A 19,613-nucleotide genomic window follows, 5' to 3' on the forward strand; every position below is an offset into this window, starting at 1 on the left:
TCAATCAACTCTTTTTGTGTGAGGCTTTTGCTAATGACAAACTTAAACGTTGGCGATCTTGCGCCAGAATTTGAATTGCCCGCCGATAATGGTGAAACGATTCGCTTGAGCGATTTTCGGGGCAAGCGTGTGGTACTCTATTTTTATCCCAAAGATGATACGCCTGGCTGCACTACCCAAGCCTGTGGTTTTCGCGATGCCTATCCGCAAATCGAGGAACAAAATGCCGTCGTGATCGGGGTCAGCCCAGATTCGGTGGCTTCGCACCAAAAATTCAAAACCAAGTTTGATCTGCCATTTTTGCTGGTGGCCGACGAGCAGCATAGCCTTGCTGAGGCCTACGGGGTTTGGGGTGAGAAATCGATGTATGGCAAAAAATACATGGGCGTAACTCGTTCGCACTTTATCATCGACGAAAACGGCTATTTAATCGACGTTCAAGGCAAAATCAGCCCCGCCGATAGTGTCAGCGGTGCATTGAAGTTGCTGATTAAATAAGCTTTTATACCCCAACTCAGGCTTGTTTGAGTTGGGGTGTTTTAGGTTAAATAGAAAGTTGTATGGCAAAACGTAAATTTTATGCGGTGGTCAAGGGTCGCCAACCTGGCATTTACAATGAGTGGTTTGGCAACGATGGTGCTGAAGCTCAAGTCAAGGGTATCGATCAGGCGGTTTTTAAGGGGTTTGCCAGCTTTGCTGATGCCGAAGCATGGTATCGCGAACGGGCTGGCCGTGCGCCCCAACGCATTCCCCAAAACGTTGATCTCACTCCAGTCAGTTTGACGATCGATCCCCAAACTGCCTTGGCTGAGGGTAAAGTAGTGTTGTTTAGCGATGGTGGCAGTGATGGCAACCCAGGCCCAGGCGGTTATGGCGTGGTGCTACGTTCTGGCTCAGAGATGCGCGAATTAACGGGTGGCTTTGCCCGTACCACCAACAACCGCATGGAGTTGATGGGAGTGATTACAGGGCTGCAAGCCTTGAATCAGCCGAGCAAAGTGGTGGTTTATAGCGATTCGGCCTATGTGATCAATGGCATGCACAAAGGTTGGGCCGAGCGTTGGAGCAAAAATGGCTGGCGCACGACGACTGGCCCAGTCAAAAATCCTGATCTTTGGCAACAATTGTTGGAGCTAGCCCAAGGCCACACGATTGAATGGGTGCAAGTGCCTGGCCATGCTGGAGTCAAGGATAACGAGCGTTGCGATCGCTTGGCGGTGCAGGCAGCTCATCAGCCCAATTTGCCCAGCGATCAAGGCTATCGCGATTAATTAAAGTGGTTGGTAGGGAATTTCGATTTCGAGGATGAGGCCACCGCCAGCCCGATTGTGAACGCGGAAACGCCCGCCAACCAGCGCCACCCGTTCGCTCATGCCCAGCAACCCATAGTGGCCAGCATTCGCCAGTGCTGCCAGATTGATCTCAGCTTGCAAGCCGCGCCCATTGTCGGCAATCGTCAAGAGCAGGGTGCGGCGGGCGGTGGTACGCAGGCTAATGCCAACCTTGGTGGCTTGGGCATGTTTACGCACATTACTCAAGCCCTCTTGAATCATGCGAAAGGCCGAAATTTCGAGCATTTCGGGCAAACGCTCTAAATCGTCGTCGAGATCAAGTTGGACTTCGATGCCACTGCGGCTGCTCCAATCGCGCACAAACGATTGAATTGCGGCATTGACCCCAAGGCTATCGATGGTTGGCGGGCGCAAATTACCACAAATTGCCCGTACCGTACTCACCAGTTGGCGAATATTATCGCGCAAATCGTCAAGCCCAAGGCTAGCTTGATCAGGGTCGTCAATTTGGCTGCGCAAATTATCAATATCATAATTGAGGCTCACCAAATCTTGAATTACTTGATCGTGCAACTCACGGGCCAGCACTTTGCGCTCACCTTCACGCTCAGAAAGTAAACGGCGTTGGGCTTCTTGCAAGGCCGCGTTGGCACGATCAAGATTACTAACCTGTTGATCGAGTTGACCAATCAATTGGCGATTAAGCTGATTCTGGCTGGCTAAATCGTGCTCTAGGCTAGATTGGCTTTGGCGCAAGGCCTCAGCTTGTTGGCTGGCTCGATGGTAATTTTCCAAGGCCCAAATAATTGGTGTGAGATGTTGCTGATCTCGCGCCCCTATTTGCGCCCGTACCACTTCCTCGCGAGTCGTTTTTTCGGTGGCCGCCTCGAACACAAAGCGCCCGCGTCGCAACACCAAAATCCGATTACTCACCGCAAAGAGATGATCAAGATTTTGGCTGCTAAATAGCACCGCCACACCTTGCGCTTGCCATTCGCGAATCAATTCGAGCAGCGTTTGTTGATACTCATAGCGCAGCAATGGCGTTGGCTCATCGATAATCACAACTTGCGGCTTGCGGATCAGTACCTGAGCAATCGCCAGCATCTGACGTTGTTCGCTCGATAAATTACGAACCAAGGTGCGCAGCGAGGGCAACTCTAAACCAAGTTGGGCCAAAATTTGCCGCGCCATGGTGTCGTGATGGCGCTGATTGGGCAACGATAACCAGCCGAGCCAACCCCGCCCAACCTCGTGCCCCAAAAAAATCGCACTCGCCACATCCAAATGTTCAACCAACACTGGCTGCTGATGGATAACTGCCAATCCAGCTCGAAAGGCACTTTGGGTCGAGTTAATTAATTGGCCACGGGTCGAAATCACCCCAGTATCGGGTTTTTCCAAGCCCGCCAATAAACGCACCAACACCGATTTACCAGCGCCACTTTGGCCAGTCAGGCCTACCACCTCACCAGGCGCAAGATCAAAGCTGACCTCATCGATTACGGGCAGCGTACCAAATTGCTTGGAAATATGGCGGCAGGTAAACATCGCACACAGCCATTCGTTGCTTAAATACAAACGCTATGGACGACCAAGCATCCATAGCGTTCGCAGAAAAAACTATTTAACCATTAATGGAATTTCGACCTGCTTGGCTTGACGTGGCTGTTTGATGCCCATTGATGGCACGCTTTCGCTATCTTTGGGGTCTTCAAAAGCTTGAATCAAATTGTAGTGGGTATCACGTTTGGCTGGAATAAAGCCAGCATCACGAATAAAGCCGTGGATTTCGCGTTCGCCCATACATTGGTAGGTGTCGTGGGCAGCATTGGAAACCACATTTTCTTCAAGCATGGTCGAGCCAAAATCATCGATGCCAAACTTAAGCGAAACTTGACCAATCTTTGGCCCTTGGGTCACCCATGAAGCCTGAATATGATTAAAGTTATCGAGCATAATTCGGGCAAGTGCGGTATGGCGCAAATATTCGGCAGCAGTTGCCCCGTAGTCGTCCGAGAACTTCGAGCGACCCAACGAGGTCAACTCCGATTTCTGTACAGTCCACGAAATAAAGGCAATAAAGCCATTGTTATACTCGCGCAACGAAACATCCTGCAAATCACGCAATTTGATCAGGTGATTCATGCGTTGTTCAAGCGACTCGCCGAAGCCAATCACCATCGTAGCGGTGGTAGCCATGCCCAGCGATTGAGCCGTGCCCTGAACTTCGAGCCAACCAGCGGCATCTTGCTTGAGTGGGCTAACCCGTTGGCGCACTTCATCATCGAGAATTTCAGCGCCGCCGCCAGGCACGCCAGCCAAGCCAGCTGCTTTCAGCGCAACCAGTACCTCACGAATGCTCATGTTCTCAACCTTGGCCAGATTATCGATTTCTGAAGGCGAGAAACAATCAAGCTCGATGCTGGGATAATGTTCGCGCAAATAGCTCAGCAAGCCGGTATACCACGACAGCCGCAATTCAGGATGATGGCCACCCTGCATCAGCACGCGGGTTCCGCCATATTCGACAAGCTCGGCTAAGCGAGCACCAATTTCTTCGTAGGTTTGCACATAGGATTCCGGGTGGCCCAATGGGCGATAAAAACCACAGAATTGGCAATTGGTGGTGCAAACATTACTATAATTGACGTTGCGATCAACAAGATACGTCACTAAGTTTCCAGGCACAAGCCGTTGGCGAATCGCATCAGCAGCCATGCCTAAATCCAGCAGGTCAGCTTCACGATACAAAAACAGCCCTTCCTCAGCCGAAAGACGCTCACCATTGACTGCTTTTTCAAGAAGCGATTGTACATTCATAATTAAAAAAGCCCCCCGTTGGTTTTGGTGGCGGGCTGACTCAATGCAGTCCGTCGCTTCAATTGTATCATATTTCACACGGCGATTTCAGGGCGCGTTGGCAAGCGAGCCAGTCAAGGCAACCTGCCTTAAAATACCTGCCCCCCCTCTAGCCACATTCGCTATACTATCAATAAATCTCTACCACTGAGGTGCGCAATGAACGATAGCTTTATCACCATCTTGGATATCGATGATAATGCAGTACGGGAACGACTCAAGGAGCCATCGACCAATCTCGAATGTATGTTTATGCGCTGCCCCGCCTGCGATACAATTGTGCTGATCGATTGGGAAGAACATCGCATGTATGTTGATCCTAATAATATTTTTGATCGCTTTATTATGGAACCAAGGCTCGATGATATTGCCTGCCCTGGCTGTAGCACCATGTTTGAGCCTGATAACTTTATTGTCGCGGATAAACCAGAGATCAGTCCATGGCATGTTCCTCGAAGCTTAATTCTCGCAAGTGACTGGGCATGGGCGATATATCCCATTCGGCGCAGTTTGGTAACCAGCCTCGCGGCCCCAATCAAACCTGAATGAATAGCGTTGAAAAGTTATCAATCTTGTACATAAGTAAGGTAGCTTATGACCGATGAACTTGATGCGATTCCATGGCATCTGATTGGCCATGCCTATGGGTATGCTACCGATACCCCGCAGCATCTGCGCAATCTGACCAGTCCCGATCCAGAGGTGGCGGAGGCAGCGCATTGGACATTATCAACCACTATTGTGCATCAAGAATGGGTAAGTGATGCAGCGATTGCCGCGTTTCCCTATCTTCTGCACCTCCTCTTAACTAGTTCGGGTCGTACTCGCTCATATGTTCTTTTCTTGGTGCTAAAGATTCTTGAAGGGATCGTTCCGCCCATTCCCGCACTCAATCGCTATCATGCATGGGATCAGCTTGATGCTGATAATGATGATGAATGGGAGCATGACGATGAATCAGATAAAGCCATTCATGATGACGGGTGGGATGCGGATCACGCGGAAGCACAGGTCTATCCATTAGCCCTAGCGGCGTTGCCAAGCACCATGCCATGGCTCCATGATCCCGATCCGGATCTGGTGCATAGCACCCTGTTGATTGTGGCGTGTTGCTTAGCCAAGGATGGCACACACTGGCCATCCATTCAAATCTACGCGGATACCGAATCACGGCCCACCTTCCGCGCCGCCTACCCCTATTTGGCATGGTGCAGTGGCCATCCTGCTGCGCTCGCGTGGCTGGACAAGACAGCAACCCAAGCTGGAGACCCGCTTGTTCGCTTCACGGCAACCTCCGTGCTTGCCCGTTGGGCAACGTCAATGCCGGACGATCGCTATCAATGGTTCATTGAGACAATCCTGGGGCATGACGCAGCCTTTATTGCTGATTATGAGCAGGTACCGATGACCAATCATTATTGGCTTGATTGTGGCAGCGTGTTGTATGCGCGATCGTTTGCCGAGCGTGCGCCCGTTGCATCCGCATGGTTAGCCTCCCTGTGTGGCGAAACGAGACCGCTGTGGGATGATGATTACCTTGCCTTGTTACTCTTGGCCTTTGGCGTTGTCCACTATGCGCCAACGCTTGAACGCATGGATCTCCATGCTGATGTCTTGCGATGGATGGCCCACAAAGCCTTTGCAACGGAGAAAGGGGAGGATTATCTCCCCCTGCGGATCTTGCGCGGTTTTGGTCTTCCATGGCGACCTGCCGAGATCAATGGCTTTTTAGGCTTGCCGAATACAAACCACCCTGGTTTCGAGTGATAGTTAAACCTAGCTTGTTCAACCTAGATTAAAGCCGATTCCCAACCAGCCTGCTATTAACCAGCACACTCGTTGGGAATCGAACTTAGCTCAAATTACACCATCGATAATTAACCAGCGAAGTTATTCGCCGCTTTGCTGCATCATCCAGCCGCCAGCGGTCGCTGTACCCAAGGCGAGAATTGAGAGATAGAAGCCAAAGCTAAAGCCTGTATCAATTTCGCTGAGACCACCATCGCTTGGGCTAACGATAAATCCGCCAATCAGGGCTAAGCCAAGCGCCGCAGCCAACCCAAAAAATGCGGCCTTGCCCAACGAGAGATTATTCAACGAACGTTGAAAGCGCGGATAGACTTGTTGCCCAAAGAATGGGGCAATCAAGTTGACCAAGACTGAAGTTAGGGCAATAAATCCCAGCCAGGGTAAGAAGCCAGTTAACCCATTTGTGCTTTCGCTAAAACCAATAATGCTGGATCGCACGTGATACCACGGCAAGAAGTAGCAGACCCATGCCAGCACGCCACCGCTAATTGCCAAACGACGGCCTAGCGATGAACTTTTGAAGCTACTAGCTAATTGATTGGCGCTTGGGACGACAAATTGACCTTGGGATTGTGGTTGGATCGGTTGACTATAAGGTTGATAGGGTTGCGGTTGGTTGGACGGCGTTTGGCTATAGGGTTGATAGGGTTGCGGTTGTTGGTTAGGCGGTGGCGCTTGGTTGTAGGGTTGATAATTTGGGTCAACCGGCGGTTGGTTGGAATATTGATCGTTGCTCATGGTAAATCCTCCATCACTAAACGCTGGGTTCTACCACACACAGCTTGCGGCTATATGTTCAATCTAATCACTAAATTAAGCTGAGTCAATTGGTAATTTGCCCAAAGGAGTCGCTTTGTTTACTATCAGGCTCAGCAGTTGACTCAGCATCATGCGACACTTCACCAGCTTCAGCTAAATCACGTGGCTCATCAGCAGCAGTTTCTTGCCAAGTGATTGTGGTAGTGATCGTCGTAACGGTGGTTACCGTGCGTCGAACGATTCGTCGCATAGTGCAACTCCTTCGGTATAACTGCTGCTGAACCTCGTCTGCGAACTAGCATAGCAAAGCCAAGGCGGTAAAATATGACAAATCTTGTCAAAACTCAGCTCTTTGTTGAATATGCAACCTGTTTTGATCGCGACACGTACCCCCAACGATGCTACCCGCTTGCATGACGATTCACGGCCACCAATAATTTCCACTCAGTTAGGAGGCTTGCGATGCCAGCAGTTACCCTCGAATCTTTCAGCACGTTTGGAGCGCTGCTGCATTTTCTGCGGCGCAGAGCACGCCTAACCCAGCGCGATTTAGCAATCGCCACAGGCTATAGCGAGGCTCATATCTCGCGCTTGGAAAATGATCAGCGTTTGCCCGACCTAACGACCTTGGTAGCATTAATGGTTCCAGCGCTCGATCTCAGTGACGATCCCGCAAGCGTTGCCCGCTTGTTGGAGCTAGCAGCGGCGGCTCGTGGCGAATCGTTGGTTGGCACGAGCGTCACGGTCACCAAAAAAATTGAGCAGCAGCAACAGACTGAACTTGGCCTGCTGGATTTACCCCCGCCCTTGCCCCCATTTTTAATCGAACGCCACGCCACCAAGCAAGTCCAACAACGCTTAGCTAACGAACGCTGTTTGTGCGTCAATGGGCTAGCGGGAGTTGGCAAAACCGTGATCGCCAGCCAAATTGCCCAAAGTTGGGGGGAACGCTGTTTTTGGCTGAGTTTTACGCCCACGATTAGCCTTTCGAGCGAAATCTTAATTCGCCAGTTAGCACTATTTTTGCTGAGCCACGGCGATGAGCAGGTTGAGCCGTTATTGCACTTCCCGCGTGATGGCGAAGCTGGCCTAAGTTTTGAACGCCAGCTGGGCTTGTTGATCAACGGTTTGCAGCACATTCCGGCTCTGCTGTGTTTTGATAATGCCCAACTGCTGATCGATCAACCGCAACTGCGTTTGATTATTGAACAGCTAGCTCAAAAAACCACTAGCCAAATCCTGGTACTCAGCCGCGAACAATTCAATTTGCAAGGCTTTGGTTATTGGTCATTGCATGGATTTGAGCTAGCTGAAGCCCAACGTTTGCTCAAACATTACGGGGCACAACTTAGCCCAAGCCACAGCCAACAATTGATCGAACGCAGCCAAGCGAATCCGGCCTTGTTGCGTTTAACGATTGGCTTATTGGGTGATCGCGGGGCAGATGAAGCCTTGATGCAGCATTTGATCGACGAGCCACATATCGCCAGTTTTGTGCTTGACCAGATGCTTGATCAATTGCCGAGCAGTAGCGAACGCTTGCTAGCCCTGTTGGCGGTTGCCGCTCAACCACTTAATTTGCATGCTGAATGGCCGATGGAATGCAGTTTTGCGGTCGATGGCCCGTATCAATGGCAACAGGCAATGAGCGATTTGACCCGCCGCCAGTTGATTGATGCTCCCAGTCATGCCGCTGTATTGCCGCTGGCGCAAGAATATATTTATGCCCAACTACGCAGCCAGCCAAGCCGCCGCAAAGCACTGCACCAGCAACTCGCGAGAGTTTTCGAAGCTCAACGAATTGACCCAATTCGCGCAGCCCAGCATTATCTCGCGGCGGGCGACGTGCCTGCTGCACTCAACAGCCTGCAACAACAGCTTGATCCCTTGATGAATCAGGGTTTATCCAGCGCGGCGGCGGCAATTTTGCAAAGCATTCGCCCAACAATCGAGCAACAACATCCTGAGTTGCTGTTTCCGTGGTTGCAAAGTTATGGTGAATTTTTGATGGCTACCAGCCAAGCCAGCGAAGCCGAAGCCATGTATCGTGAAGCCTTAGCTTTGGCTTGGCAACCAAATCAACGGGCGCATTTGGTTTGGCGCTTAACTGGGGCCATGTTGCATCGCAATCAAGCTGCTGCCGCTCAAAGCTTGCTCGAACAAACCATCGCCACGTTGGATTCGCGTGAGGTGCGCTTGCATGGCTTGTTGCAAATGGCGCTGAGCAAAGCAATTTTAATGCAATCGCAATTTGCGTTGGCTCGCCAAGCCGCCGAACAGGCGATTGCCCTGACCAGCCATCTTGATCCTGAGGCGATTATGACGATTGCTGAAATTCGGGCGCGAGCTGGCGGAACCTTGGCAATTGTCCAGCAATATACTGGTGAAGTCGATGCCAGCATTCAAACATGGCTCGATGTGATTGCTCAAACCCGCATTGCTCGCTTGGAACGGGTGCGACCACGGGCTTTTGTGAATTTGGCTAATCTCTATTATACCAAAGGCGATTTAAACCGCGCCGAAGCCACGATTGACGAAGCGGTTACAGGCTTGCGCCGGATTGGCGATGTCTATGCCCAAGCGCGGATGCAGCACACCCAAGCAATTATTCAAATGATGCGTGGCCAGCCCCAAGTGGCGTTGCAAACCCTCGAACAAGCCTGCGCGATCAAACAACAGATCGACGATCAGCAAGGTTGGTACAATTCGCGCAACCAAATTGCCATGACCTTATTGGCGTTGGGCCAAACCGAGCAAGCCGAAGCCATCGCCCAAAATCTATTGCATATGCTCGGTGAGGGTGGCGAGCCATTTTTCCGTGGCGTAATTTTGGATACTTTGGCGATGGGGCAGTTATTGCGTGGCGATCTACGGGCGGCGCGGCAAAGCCTTGATCGGATTGCAGCCATGCCAATTGCCCAGAGCAACAATTTATTACGCATGGCTTGGGAGCGGCGTTCGGTCTTGTTGATGTTGCTAACCGAGGGAGCCGAACATGCCCGCACGGTGTTTAGCCATAGTTTGCCGCTCGCAGGCAACGGCGAAATTGCCCTCGATCATGCATGCCTTGATGCCTTGATTACTCAGGCTGCTGGTGATGAGCTAGCTGCCCAACGCCAATGGCAACAATTGGCTCAAAGGGCGGCCAGCAATGGCTACGAATATTATCGGATTGTGGCCGAAGCGCAGTTGCAAGCACCCAGCCATGCTAGTTTGCAACAACGTGTGCTACAAATGCACCAACCATTCGCGCCAGATTGTTGGTATCAGTCAGCTTTGGCGCACGCGGTGAATGATTAAAGTACAACCCCGCAACAATCAATGTTGCGGGGAGTTATCTACAAAATACCGTAGCGTTCACGCCAGAAATCCAGCACTTCTTGCACAATTTGCGCCATGCCAATTTGTGGCTCCCAGCCAGTAGCTTGGCGCAATTTGCTATTATCGCCTTGCAAAATTGGCTCATCGACTGGGCGCAAACGGCTTGGGTCGAGCCTAACTTCGATAGGCACACGCCCAAAACGCCGCACCAACTCTACAATATCGCCAATGCGGGTAGCCACGCCCGAACAAAGATTGTAAACCTCGCCAGCAGGAGCTTTTTCGAGCAGTAGCCACAAGGCGCGGGCCACATCGCTGAAATGGCTGAAATCGCGCTGTGGCTCCAAATTACCAACATGGATCACTGGCTCGCTCTGGCCTGCTTCAATTGCCGCCATCTGCTGGCAAAATGTTTGAATCGAGCAGCGATCGCCTTGGCGTGGCCCAACATGATTAAACGAGCGGGTAACTACGACATGCAAGCCATATGATTGATGATATTGCAAGCCCAACATTTCGGCAGCAGCCTTGCTCACGCCATATGGGCTACCTGGGCGCAAGGGATGGCTCTCCTTAATCGGCACATCAGCCGGATTAACGATGCCATACTGGGCGCTGGTGCAGGCGATATGCAAACGGGCTTGGGGCACGGTAACTCGTACCGCCTCTAAAATATTCAAGGTTCCTTCGGTGTTGGCGCGTAAAGTGGTAACTGGAGCATCCCATGAGGCGCTCGGGTAGCTTTGAGCTGCAAGGTGAAAAATGCGCTCTGGCTGCACACGCCGCAGCAACGTCGCCATTGCAAAAGCATCTTCAATATCGCCTTCGTGGAAGGTTACTTTACCTTGCAAATGCTCAATTGGTCGTGGGTCGGATCGCCAACGCTTGAGCGCATGAATTTCGAGATCAGGCAAGGTTAGCAGGTAATCGGCGAGAAAACTACCAACTGGCCCAGTAATGCCAGTAATCAAAACACGCATTAGAGTTCCTCAGTAGGTACATAGCAGCGCAGCAGGGTTACCGAGTTGGCAACTTCGTAGGTATACGCGCCCAAACTTGCTGGCAGAACCAAGGTCGTGCCTAGCGTCAATTCCCAAACGCCATGGAATGAGCGCAAGGTGGCCGAGCCATCGATCACCGTGATAATTTCAAAGCTGGTGGGCAAGGTTGCCGAATCGACGCGGCCATGCAATTGCCAACGCTCCATGGCGAAATAACGACACTTGACCAGCAACGTTCGACGTGAATCAAGCCGCGTTGGCGAGGTTTCAGCCGGAGCCGATGCCGCATAATCCAGCACATCCAAGGCTCGTTCGATGTGCATCTCGCGAGGCCGACCATAATCATAAATCCGATAGGTCAGATCGGAGGTTTGCTGAATTTCAAACAGCATCACGCCAGCGTTAATCGCGTGGATCGTGCCAGCAGGCACGAAAATTGTCGTTCCAGCGTGGGCGGGTACATAACGCAGCAGTTCGGGCAAGCGATCGTTGCCAATCAATTCGCTACATTCTTCGCGGCTAGTTTGACGCTTGAAGCCATGAATCAATTGGGCATTGGCTTCAGTTTGCAGCAAATACCATGCTTCGGTTTTGCCATTGAAACCAGTAGCAGCCTCGACCTTGTGGGCATACGCATCGTCGGGATGCACTTGCACCGACAGATGATCGGCGGCATCAATAAATTTAGCCAACAAGGGAAATTGGCTGCCTGAGCGCTCAAATGGCACGCTGCCAAGCAATAATGCTCCATAGCGTTCGGCGGCGGCGGCTAAAGTTTGGCCTTGTAATGGGCCAGCGGCGATGATATTTTCGGCATAGACCAGCCAAATCTCGCCCAGTGGGCTAGGGGCAGCGGGCAAGTTCAGCCATTGAGCAAGGCGATTGCCGCCCCAAACACGGCTATCGTAGCGAGCTTCGAGTTGGATGGGTGGTAAGGTTTTCGCTTCCATAATTACTATCTTCTAAAGATCGCAACGACGCTGAGGTAAGCTCACCCCAGCGTCGTTCCATCGATCAATCGTGATAACGCTAGCGATGAATAAAACTCGTCCAAGTGCGATATTCGCGGCCTTCAAAGGTCGCAACCACTTCAACCGGAATCGTGCCAATCGGCAGATCGCGCACATGGAACACAAAACTGGCAGTGCCATCAAGCCCAGTTGTATGGCCCGTGCCTGGAATCCGTTCGTTGCCAATATAGCGGTAGATATTGACAAATGCTGGATGCGCCGCCTCGCCATTGACGATCAAGCGCACACAAATCACTTCATCTTCGGGCGGGCTGACCACGGGCAAGGTGGCCCATGCTTGAATGCCCTCGATTGGCGCTGGCACATTGATATGACAAGGCCGATCGGGAAATGGCACATTAATTGGAATCGGCAGAACCGCAGTTGGAATGGCGGTTGGCTCGATTGGCGCTGGAGTTGGCACAATTGGGATCGTCGGGGTTGGGGTTGGGCGTGGCTCTTGTTCGCGTTGGCGATATTCAACCCCAACCAGACCTAGCACGACCAAATTGCTTTGATGCAATTCCATGCGGCCCCGCTCGAACCACTGAAACGAAATTGGGTTGCCAGCAGGATCACGGCCAACCAACAGTGGGCTAATCGGCAGGCCATAAATTTCGAGGCTGGTTGCACCTGGCGTTGTGCCTACAGTTTCCCATTTAGTACGAAACGGCTCACAAACATTAAAGCCAGTGCGCTCGAAATAGCGGCAACCAGCGCGGGCAGTTTCGCGTTCATGGGCGATGCGATAGAGTTCTGCCCCCAAACGCCCAAGCTGCACCTCGAACTGACGCGAGTGCTCAGGATGATATTCAAAGCGTGCTCGCTCGAAATATTGCACGGTAAAAATGCCATTACTGGTCGTTTCACGAATTTCAGCAGTAATTGGATAGCCGAATTGACTTAGACCGCCGTTGGTCTCCCAATAGCGCCGAAATGCCCCGTTGATACACAACCCAGTGCTCGAAAAACACAGTGGTTGTTCAACGGCAGGCGGCTGATCATCATCTTCGGGGTTTTGGGCGGCAACCGGTTGCCAGCGCCAACTGCCCCAACTCAAACAGATAAGTATCAACCCTAGCCCAAAGGCGAGCCGCCAACGGTGCATACGTCAATCCCCCTCACTAGGCAATATTGGTTTGAGCACTCAAAGCAGTCAGGCGGGCGCGTAAGGCCAACATCGCTGCCAAATTGCGCATCAAACGATAACCAAAAATTGGATCTTGCTCACAACGATTGAGAATTGCAGCCTGCGAAATGCAAATCACCCGCACACCTGCATCGCCTGCTTGGAGTCGTGCCGAACGCACACCGCCATCGACCAAGGCCAATTCCCCAGCAATTTCGTCGGCAAATAACGTGGCAAGTTTGCGCTCTGGCCCTTCGGCTCCGATGCTGCTTGGGTCGAGCCACACTTCCAAATGGCCGCGCACCACCACATACAGATCGTTTTCGCTGGCTTGTTGAGCTGAAAGCACCACCGCTGGCTCAAGTTGCTGAATTGTGGCGTGATCAGCCAAGAATGCTAAATCGTCGGGTCGCATTTGTTCAAATAATGGAACATCGGCCAAACGTTGGGCGATTTCGGCTGGGGTCGGTTGCTCAGATGAATCTGGCTGCAATGCCATAAGGCCTCCAAACTAGGTTCATGCCTGTATTCTAGCGGTTCTTGAAGTGATCGGCAACATTGGCCCAATTTTGGCGTACAATGCTGACAGACCAACGGTCATCCCCCCAAATCGTGATCAAACTATGTTAATATCCCCATACTGCCGATTTTGGTGGGACTCTGGAACTATATCATGCGGCGTGGTAATGGCATAGTCTGTGCTTTATAGCTAATCAGAATATCGCAATAAAAATTGACACATTACAAACAACGTTAAAAGGAGGTCACAGGGTGCACTGTCCTCATTGTAATGCACCCTGTCGCTACATTGGCGAGCAACGGGGCGCTGAAAAGTATAATCGTGGCCGGAAGATGTTGTTGTGGACGTGTGTTGCTTGTGGTTCAACGTTAAGCCAATTAGTCGATAAGGACACGCCGATTCCGTCGGTTGGCACGCTTTCATCACAGCAACAAACCAAAACAACCGTCGTCAGTGGTCGCTCTGCACGAGACTAAGTTGCTGGGCATCAAATGTTAGGTCGAGGTTTTGGCCTTGATCGAGCTGATAGTTGCTCGGTAGATCGAGTTGCAATTCGCCATGCGCATAGCGCCATTCAATCCGTTGATGGCTACCACGAAAACTTTGGCCAACCACTTGGCCGCGATAGCTGGCCGTTGCGTTTGGTGCTAGCTGGGCGGCCTCAGGCCGAATCAGCAAATAGGCTGCTTGGGTTTGCGAGCTTTGAATTTCAAATTGGCCTAAATTGGTTTCGACGCGCTGTAACTCAGGGCTAAGGCTGGTTTGCTTCACAATTGGTAATAAATTGGTCAAGCTCAAAAATCGCGCTACAAAGGCAGTTTTGGGCTGTTGATAGATCGCTTGGGGCGTATCCAGTTGCACAATTTGGCCTGCATTCATCACGGCCAAGCGATCAGCTACCACAAACGCCTCGTTTTGATCGTGCGTAACATAGATCGCTGTCACTTCAGCTGCTTTGATAATCTGGCGCAATTCCTCAGTTAAGCGTTCGCGCAACGTCCGATCCAACGATCCCAATGGTTCATCGAGCATCAATAATTGTGGGCGCGGCGCTAACGAACGCGCCAAGGCCACCCGCTGGCGCTCGCCACCCGATAATTCGAGCACTGAGCGTTGTTGATAGCCAATCAATCCAACCAATTCAAGCATTTCGGCGACCCGCTGTTGGCGCTGAAGTTTGGCCATGCCTTCCATGCGCAGGCCAAATTCAATGTTCTCGCCAACATTACGATGCGGAAACAGCGCCCAATCTTGGAACATCAAGCCAAAATTACGCCGATGAATTGGAATTGGATTAAGCGGTTGGCCATGCAACAACAACTGGCCTTGATCAGCAGATTCAAGGCCAGCAATAATGCGCAAGAGGGTCGATTTACCACAACCGCTGGGGCCAAGCAAGGCCAAAATTTCACCACGATTGATCGTTAGTTCAATATCACGTAAAACAGTTGTTTGTTCAAACTGCTTACGAATGCCTTGCATGTGCAACATAGTTTATCCACGACTGCGTTGAGTGAGGCCAATTCCAAGCAGTAGTATAGCAAGAATTGCCGCACCAACCCACCAATTGCTTTGTGGTGCTGGGGCCGCACTGGTATCGGGCAAGACGGCGGGAATAACGGTAGGCGTGGTGGTGCTGCCAGTGCCTTGTTCTGGCGTGAGCGTGGCAATGGCTTCAATCGTAGCAGTGCTGCTGATCGCCACGGTTGGCGTGGTAATCACCACTTCGGTGGCGCTGACGGCAATCGTCGCCGTTACTTGATTAATTGCCGTGGCATTGGGCGTTGGCCGTGGCGTGCGAGTTGGGGTTGGTGTGCCAGGCGCACCAATAATCCGAATTGGCACATCATCGGCAGCCGGTGCGAGATCGTTCCCAAAGCTATCGCCAGCACCAACCACTCGGGCGCTATTGGTGGTTTCTTCAATGCCCTTGAGTGCGGTAAAGACTGTCGTGATTGAGATAAATTCGTTGGGGGGCAGGCGCATTGGGCGCGGCGCGGTCAGCACATTGGCCCACGTCAGGCGACCTGGTTCAATCGTATCGGGCATTGGCTCAGATGCAATAAATTGCAGCGCGGTTGGATCAAAGGTATCTTCCAACGGCAAGCGTACTACATCAACTAAACCAGCATTTTGCACCCGAATTGTAAAAGTGATACGTTGCCCAGCTTGGGGCAGCACCCCATCATCAAGCGTTTTTTCGAGTGGTGTTTGGCCGCCAACTGCTTCATTATCGTGCTCAGCCTCACCATCGCCCACCAAATTGCCCAATGAATCGTAGGCATCGTGGGTTGCGGCGTGGTTGACCACCCGTGGCGAAGGATGTTCAGCGGTGAAGCGTACTAAAATCACCACCTGCTCACCAGGAGCCAATGGCCCAGTCGTTGCCAGAATATTATCCCAATTGATCACACCAGTGCTGGCGTTATGGGTATCTTCGGCTGGAGTAGCATTGATGTAGCCTAAAACCGAACGATCATAGGTATCGACAACTGGCAAGGTGATCACGGTGGTATGCCAGTTGTTGGTGATGGTGATGGCAAACGTCAGGGTTTCGCCAACCATCACCACATTGCTCGATTTGAGCAATGTTTTTTCAACCCGCAAGCCATTGCTTTGGGCAGCAGCGGGGCGTACCGAACCACCAAAAAATAAAACTCCGACTACCAACAGAAAAAGTGCGGTCGTGATGGCCAACAACAAACCAAGCATGCGCGAACGAAGCATCAGGTTGCTCCTTTGCGTTAATTAAAAAGTGGTTAAATACTACCATAGAACGTATCAAGTGTTGTAGCGCTCGGGGGCCGGTTGTTGGGGGCTGGGGATCAGGGTTAGAGGTCAGTCAATATTCGGTGTATTCCCAATGATTTATTGTGAATTAACATTATTCCGATAGCCCATAGCCTCATCTTCGCGCTCTTCGCGGTTTCCGAACCCTAGCCCCTGACTATGCCTTTTTGACATTCATCCGTGAGACGGGTAGAATCGCGATAGCCTACGAGTTAACTCGAACAGGAGTCAATTGTGTCCGCATATTTGGTCACTGTTTGCCCACGCGAGGCCGACAACCACGAACGGCTGTACCTTCTCGCCGGCGATCTTTCCTCAGAAGATGTCCAACGCCTGACCCTCGAATTACTGCATGATCCCGTTGCTCATACTGCTACTTGGCAAGCGCTTGACGCTGAGCTAGCCGCGCCCAAAGCTGGAGCATTGGTGGAGATTGCCTTTCGCCCAGGCGTGACCGATAACGAAGCTGAGACGATTTTAGTTGGCGCACGCCATATTGGGATTAACGGCTTGAAACAGGCCAAAACCCTGCGTCGCGTCTATGTGTCCGATGTGCAAGACGAAGCTGTTTTGCGTCAATTTGCTGGTGAACACCTTTTAAACGATTTGATTGAAACTGCTTATTCTACCCTTGAGGCTCGTAGTGCTGAACGCTTGCAGTTTTATCAACACTTATTACAACTTCCGGCTCCCCACACGCCCACGATCACCCGCGTGGCCTTGCGTGGAGTCAGCGATAGCGAACTCGAACGGATTAGCCGTGAAGGCATTTTGGCCTTGAGTTTGGCTGAGATGCAGGCAGTTCGCGATTATTTTGAAGATTTAGGCCGCGACCCAACCGATGGTGAGCTGGAAACCCTTGCTCAAACATGGTCGGAACATTGCCGCCACAAAACCTTCCGCGCCACGATCAGCTATCAACAAGCTGCCGCAGATCAGGGAATTGATGCGGCGTTGCATCCAGCCTTGGCTGAACTCAATGCCGCCAATGGCGCGACGATCAATGGCTTGCTCAATCACTATTTGCGCAGCGCTACCAACGCTGTTAGCAACGAGGCCTTGCTCTCGGCATTTGTCGATAATGCTGGAATTGTGGCCTTCGATGAGCAGTATGAAATTTCCTTCAAAGTCGAAACCCACAACCATCCTTCAGCACTAGAGCCATTTGGTGGCGCAAATACTGGGGTTGGTGGAGTTGTGCGCGACGTGTTAGGGGTTTCAGCCAAACCAATCGCCGTAACTGATGTGTTGTGTTTTGGCTACCCTGATTTGCCCGAAAGCGAGCTTTCGCAAGGTGTGCTGCACCCACGGCGCATCCGCGAAGGTGTCGTGGCTGGGGTGCGCGATTATGGCAACAAACTAGGGATTCCCAATGTCAACGGTGCGGTTTGGTATGACCATGGCTACACCGCCAATCCATTGGTATTCTGTGGTACGCTCGGCATTGCACCACGCGGCAGCCACCCACGCGGCGTTCAAGCAGGCGACGCAATTGTCGTAATTGGTGGCCGCACTGGCCGCGATGGCATTCACGGTGCAACCTTCTCGTCAGTTGAATTGACCCACGACACTGCTGAAACAGTTGGAGCAGCGGTACAAATCGGCGATCCCGTCACCGAAAAAACGGTGATCGACGTGTTGTTGCAAGCCCGCGATTTAGGTTTGTACAGTGCGATTACAGATTGTGGTGCAGGCGGGCTTTCCTCGGCGGTTGGCGAGATGGGCGAAGAAACTGGCGCAGTTGTTGAATTGCGCGATGTGCCGCTCAAATATGCTGGCTTGCAACCATGGGAAATTTGGATCTCCGAAGCCCAAGAGCGCATGGTTGTTTCCGTGCCACCGCAGAATGTCCAAACCTTGCTTGATCTTTGCCGTGGCGAAGATGTTGAGGCAACCGTGATTGGCCACTTCACTGCTGATGGTGTGCTGACAGTCAAGCACAATCAACTAACCGTGGTTGAGCTTGATATGGCCTTTTTGCATAGCGGCGGGGTGCAATTTAAGCTGAATGCTAACTGGCAGCCAAGCCCAGCGCCAGCCAGCCAACCAGCCACTATCGATCACACAACACTACTCAAGGCAACCTTGGGCCAGCCAATCGTCGCCAGCAACGAAAATATTGTGCGCACCTACGACCATGAAGTGCAGGCGGCCACCGTGCTCAAGCCCTTGGTTGGCGTGAACGAAGATGGTCCAGGTGATGCTGGGGTATTGCAACCACGGGTCGATTCAAACCGTGGCGTGGTGCTTGGCTGTGGCCTGAATCCGTTGTATGGCAAAATTGATCCGTATTGGATGGCCTTAGCAGCGGTTGATGAAGCCTTGCGCAACATCGTGGCGGCTGGCGGCGACCCCGAACAAACCTGGATTTTGGATAACTTCTGCTGGGGCGACCCCAAATTACCTGACCGCTTGGCAGGCTTGGTGCGAGCTTCCGCTGGGTGTCACGATGCAGCCTTGGCGTATCGCACGCCCTTTATTTCGGGCAAAGATTCGCTCAACAACGAATATCGCGATGCAGAAGGCAAGCGCGTGGCAATTCCACCAACCTTGCTGATTTCGGCTATGGCCTTAGTGCCCGATGTCTTGCAAACAATCTCGATGGACGCGAAAGCTGCTGGCAATGCAATTTATTTGGTCGGCTTGACTCATGACGAACGCGGCGGGGCAGTCAGCGCTTTGGTTGGCGGCATTGATAACGGCAATCTGCCCAAGGTTAATTTGGCAACCGCACCAAGCGTGCATAAAGCGCTACATGCGGCAATTCGCGCCAATAGCGTGCGAGCTTGCCACGATTTGAGCGAAGGTGGCTTGGCGGTCGCCGCTGCCGAAATGGCCTTTGCTGGCGGGTTTGGCTTGAGCTTGGAATTGAGCGCTGTGCCAACATCCAGTGCTTTGAGCGCTGATGCCTTGTTATGGAGCGAATCGACCACCCGTTTCTTGGTCGAGGTTGCCCCAGAGCAAGCCGCCAATTTCGAAGCCCAGTTGAGCAACATCGCCTACGCCAAAATCGGCCAAGTGCTGGCAGAACCACGCCTGATCATCAACGATTTGGCTGGACAGCCGATTATTGACAGCGATTTGGCAAGCCTCAAGGCTGCATGGCAAGCTTAAATGTGC

The 19,613-nt window shown here is 52.0% G+C and carries 17 protein-coding genes; 7 read left to right on the top strand and 10 right to left on the bottom strand.

The window, feature by feature from the left end; translation table 11 throughout:
* Positions 1-33: 33 nt before the first annotated feature.
* Positions 34-498: a thioredoxin-dependent thiol peroxidase gene (gene bcp / locus LCH85_20610; GenBank protein MCA0354401.1), complete on the top strand. Its 465-nt coding sequence runs from the start codon at positions 34-36 to the stop codon at positions 496-498.
* A gap of 62 nt (positions 499-560) precedes the next feature.
* A complete protein-coding gene (gene rnhA / locus LCH85_20615) occupies positions 561-1,271 on the top strand; it encodes a ribonuclease HI (GenBank protein ID MCA0354402.1) in 711 nt (236 codons plus the stop codon).
* Here rnhA and LCH85_20620 read toward each other — a convergent pair whose 3' ends face one another.
* Both LCH85_20620 and mqnC read right to left on the bottom strand, forming a co-directional pair.
* Positions 1,272-2,843 (bottom strand): ATP-binding cassette domain-containing protein, encoded by a 1,572-nt coding sequence (locus LCH85_20620; protein ID MCA0354403.1) that lies wholly within the window; start codon positions 2,841-2,843, stop codon positions 1,272-1,274.
* 72 nt (positions 2,844-2,915) lie between these two features.
* Complete coding sequence (gene mqnC, locus LCH85_20625) at positions 2,916-4,115, bottom strand: dehypoxanthine futalosine cyclase (protein ID MCA0354404.1); 1,200 nt, start codon at positions 4,113-4,115, stop codon at positions 2,916-2,918.
* 198 nt (positions 4,116-4,313) lie between these two features.
* Between mqnC and LCH85_20630 the strand changes: the two genes are divergently transcribed.
* Both LCH85_20630 and LCH85_20635 read left to right on the top strand, forming a co-directional pair.
* Positions 4,314-4,703: an endo alpha-1,4 polygalactosaminidase gene (locus tag LCH85_20630; GenBank protein ID MCA0354405.1), complete on the top strand. Its 390-nt coding sequence runs from the start codon at positions 4,314-4,316 to the stop codon at positions 4,701-4,703.
* A 45-nt stretch (positions 4,704-4,748) separates the two neighbouring features.
* Positions 4,749-5,921 (top strand): hypothetical protein, encoded by a 1,173-nt coding sequence (locus tag LCH85_20635; GenBank protein MCA0354406.1) that lies wholly within the window; start codon positions 4,749-4,751, stop codon positions 5,919-5,921.
* 123 nt (positions 5,922-6,044) lie between these two features.
* Here the strand turns inward: LCH85_20635 and LCH85_20640 are convergent, their stop codons facing one another.
* Together LCH85_20640 and LCH85_20645 are read right to left on the bottom strand one after the other, a co-directional pair.
* A complete protein-coding gene (locus tag LCH85_20640) occupies positions 6,045-6,701 on the bottom strand; it encodes a hypothetical protein (protein ID MCA0354407.1) in 657 nt (218 codons plus the stop codon).
* 85 nt (positions 6,702-6,786) lie between these two features.
* A complete protein-coding gene (locus LCH85_20645) occupies positions 6,787-6,972 on the bottom strand; it encodes a hypothetical protein (protein ID MCA0354408.1) in 186 nt (61 codons plus the stop codon).
* A gap of 212 nt (positions 6,973-7,184) precedes the next feature.
* Between LCH85_20645 and LCH85_20650 the strand changes: the two genes are divergently transcribed.
* Positions 7,185-10,022, top strand: coding sequence for a helix-turn-helix domain-containing protein (locus LCH85_20650; protein MCA0354409.1), 2,838 nt, complete (start codon positions 7,185-7,187; stop codon positions 10,020-10,022).
* A 38-nt stretch (positions 10,023-10,060) separates the two neighbouring features.
* On the opposite strand, the gene LCH85_20655 is transcribed toward LCH85_20650, so the two are convergent.
* The 4 genes from LCH85_20655 to LCH85_20670 form a co-directional block, all read right to left on the bottom strand.
* Positions 10,061-11,023, bottom strand: a complete 963-nt coding sequence (locus LCH85_20655) for a GDP-mannose 4,6-dehydratase (GenBank protein MCA0354410.1) — start codon at positions 11,021-11,023, stop codon at positions 10,061-10,063.
* The gene (locus tag LCH85_20660) at positions 11,023-11,994 is read right to left on the bottom strand and encodes a class I mannose-6-phosphate isomerase (GenBank protein ID MCA0354411.1); all 972 of its coding nucleotides are present in this window, start codon (positions 11,992-11,994) and stop codon (positions 11,023-11,025) included. The genes LCH85_20655 and LCH85_20660 overlap by 1 nt, the downstream gene beginning before the upstream one ends.
* A gap of 79 nt (positions 11,995-12,073) precedes the next feature.
* Entirely contained in the window at positions 12,074-13,162 is a 1,089-nt protein-coding gene (locus tag LCH85_20665; GenBank protein ID MCA0354412.1) for a hypothetical protein, read from the bottom strand.
* 16 nt (positions 13,163-13,178) lie between these two features.
* On the bottom strand, positions 13,179-13,682 hold the full coding sequence (locus tag LCH85_20670) for a cyclic nucleotide-binding domain-containing protein (protein MCA0354413.1): 504 nt from the start codon (positions 13,680-13,682) through the stop codon (positions 13,179-13,181).
* 272 nt (positions 13,683-13,954) lie between these two features.
* Between LCH85_20670 and LCH85_20675 the strand changes: the two genes are divergently transcribed.
* Positions 13,955-14,179, top strand: coding sequence for a hypothetical protein (locus LCH85_20675; protein ID MCA0354414.1), 225 nt, complete (start codon positions 13,955-13,957; stop codon positions 14,177-14,179).
* Here the strand turns inward: LCH85_20675 and LCH85_20680 are convergent.
* Positions 14,154-15,194: an ABC transporter ATP-binding protein gene (locus tag LCH85_20680; protein MCA0354415.1), complete on the bottom strand. Its 1,041-nt coding sequence runs from the start codon at positions 15,192-15,194 to the stop codon at positions 14,154-14,156. The genes LCH85_20675 and LCH85_20680 overlap by 26 nt on opposite strands.
* A gap of 3 nt (positions 15,195-15,197) precedes the next feature.
* Positions 15,198-16,430, bottom strand: coding sequence for a DUF4139 domain-containing protein (locus LCH85_20685; GenBank protein MCA0354416.1), 1,233 nt, complete (start codon positions 16,428-16,430; stop codon positions 15,198-15,200).
* Positions 16,431-16,727: 297 nt separating this feature from the next.
* Between LCH85_20685 and purL the strand changes: the two genes are divergently transcribed.
* Complete coding sequence (purL, locus tag LCH85_20690; protein ID MCA0354417.1) at positions 16,728-19,607, top strand: phosphoribosylformylglycinamidine synthase subunit PurL; 2,880 nt, start codon at positions 16,728-16,730, stop codon at positions 19,605-19,607.
* Positions 19,608-19,613: the final 6 nt, after the last annotated feature.

It is taken from the genome of Chloroflexota bacterium, from assembly GCA_020161265.1.
Lineage (GTDB): Bacteria > Chloroflexota > Chloroflexia > Chloroflexales > Herpetosiphonaceae > Herpetosiphon.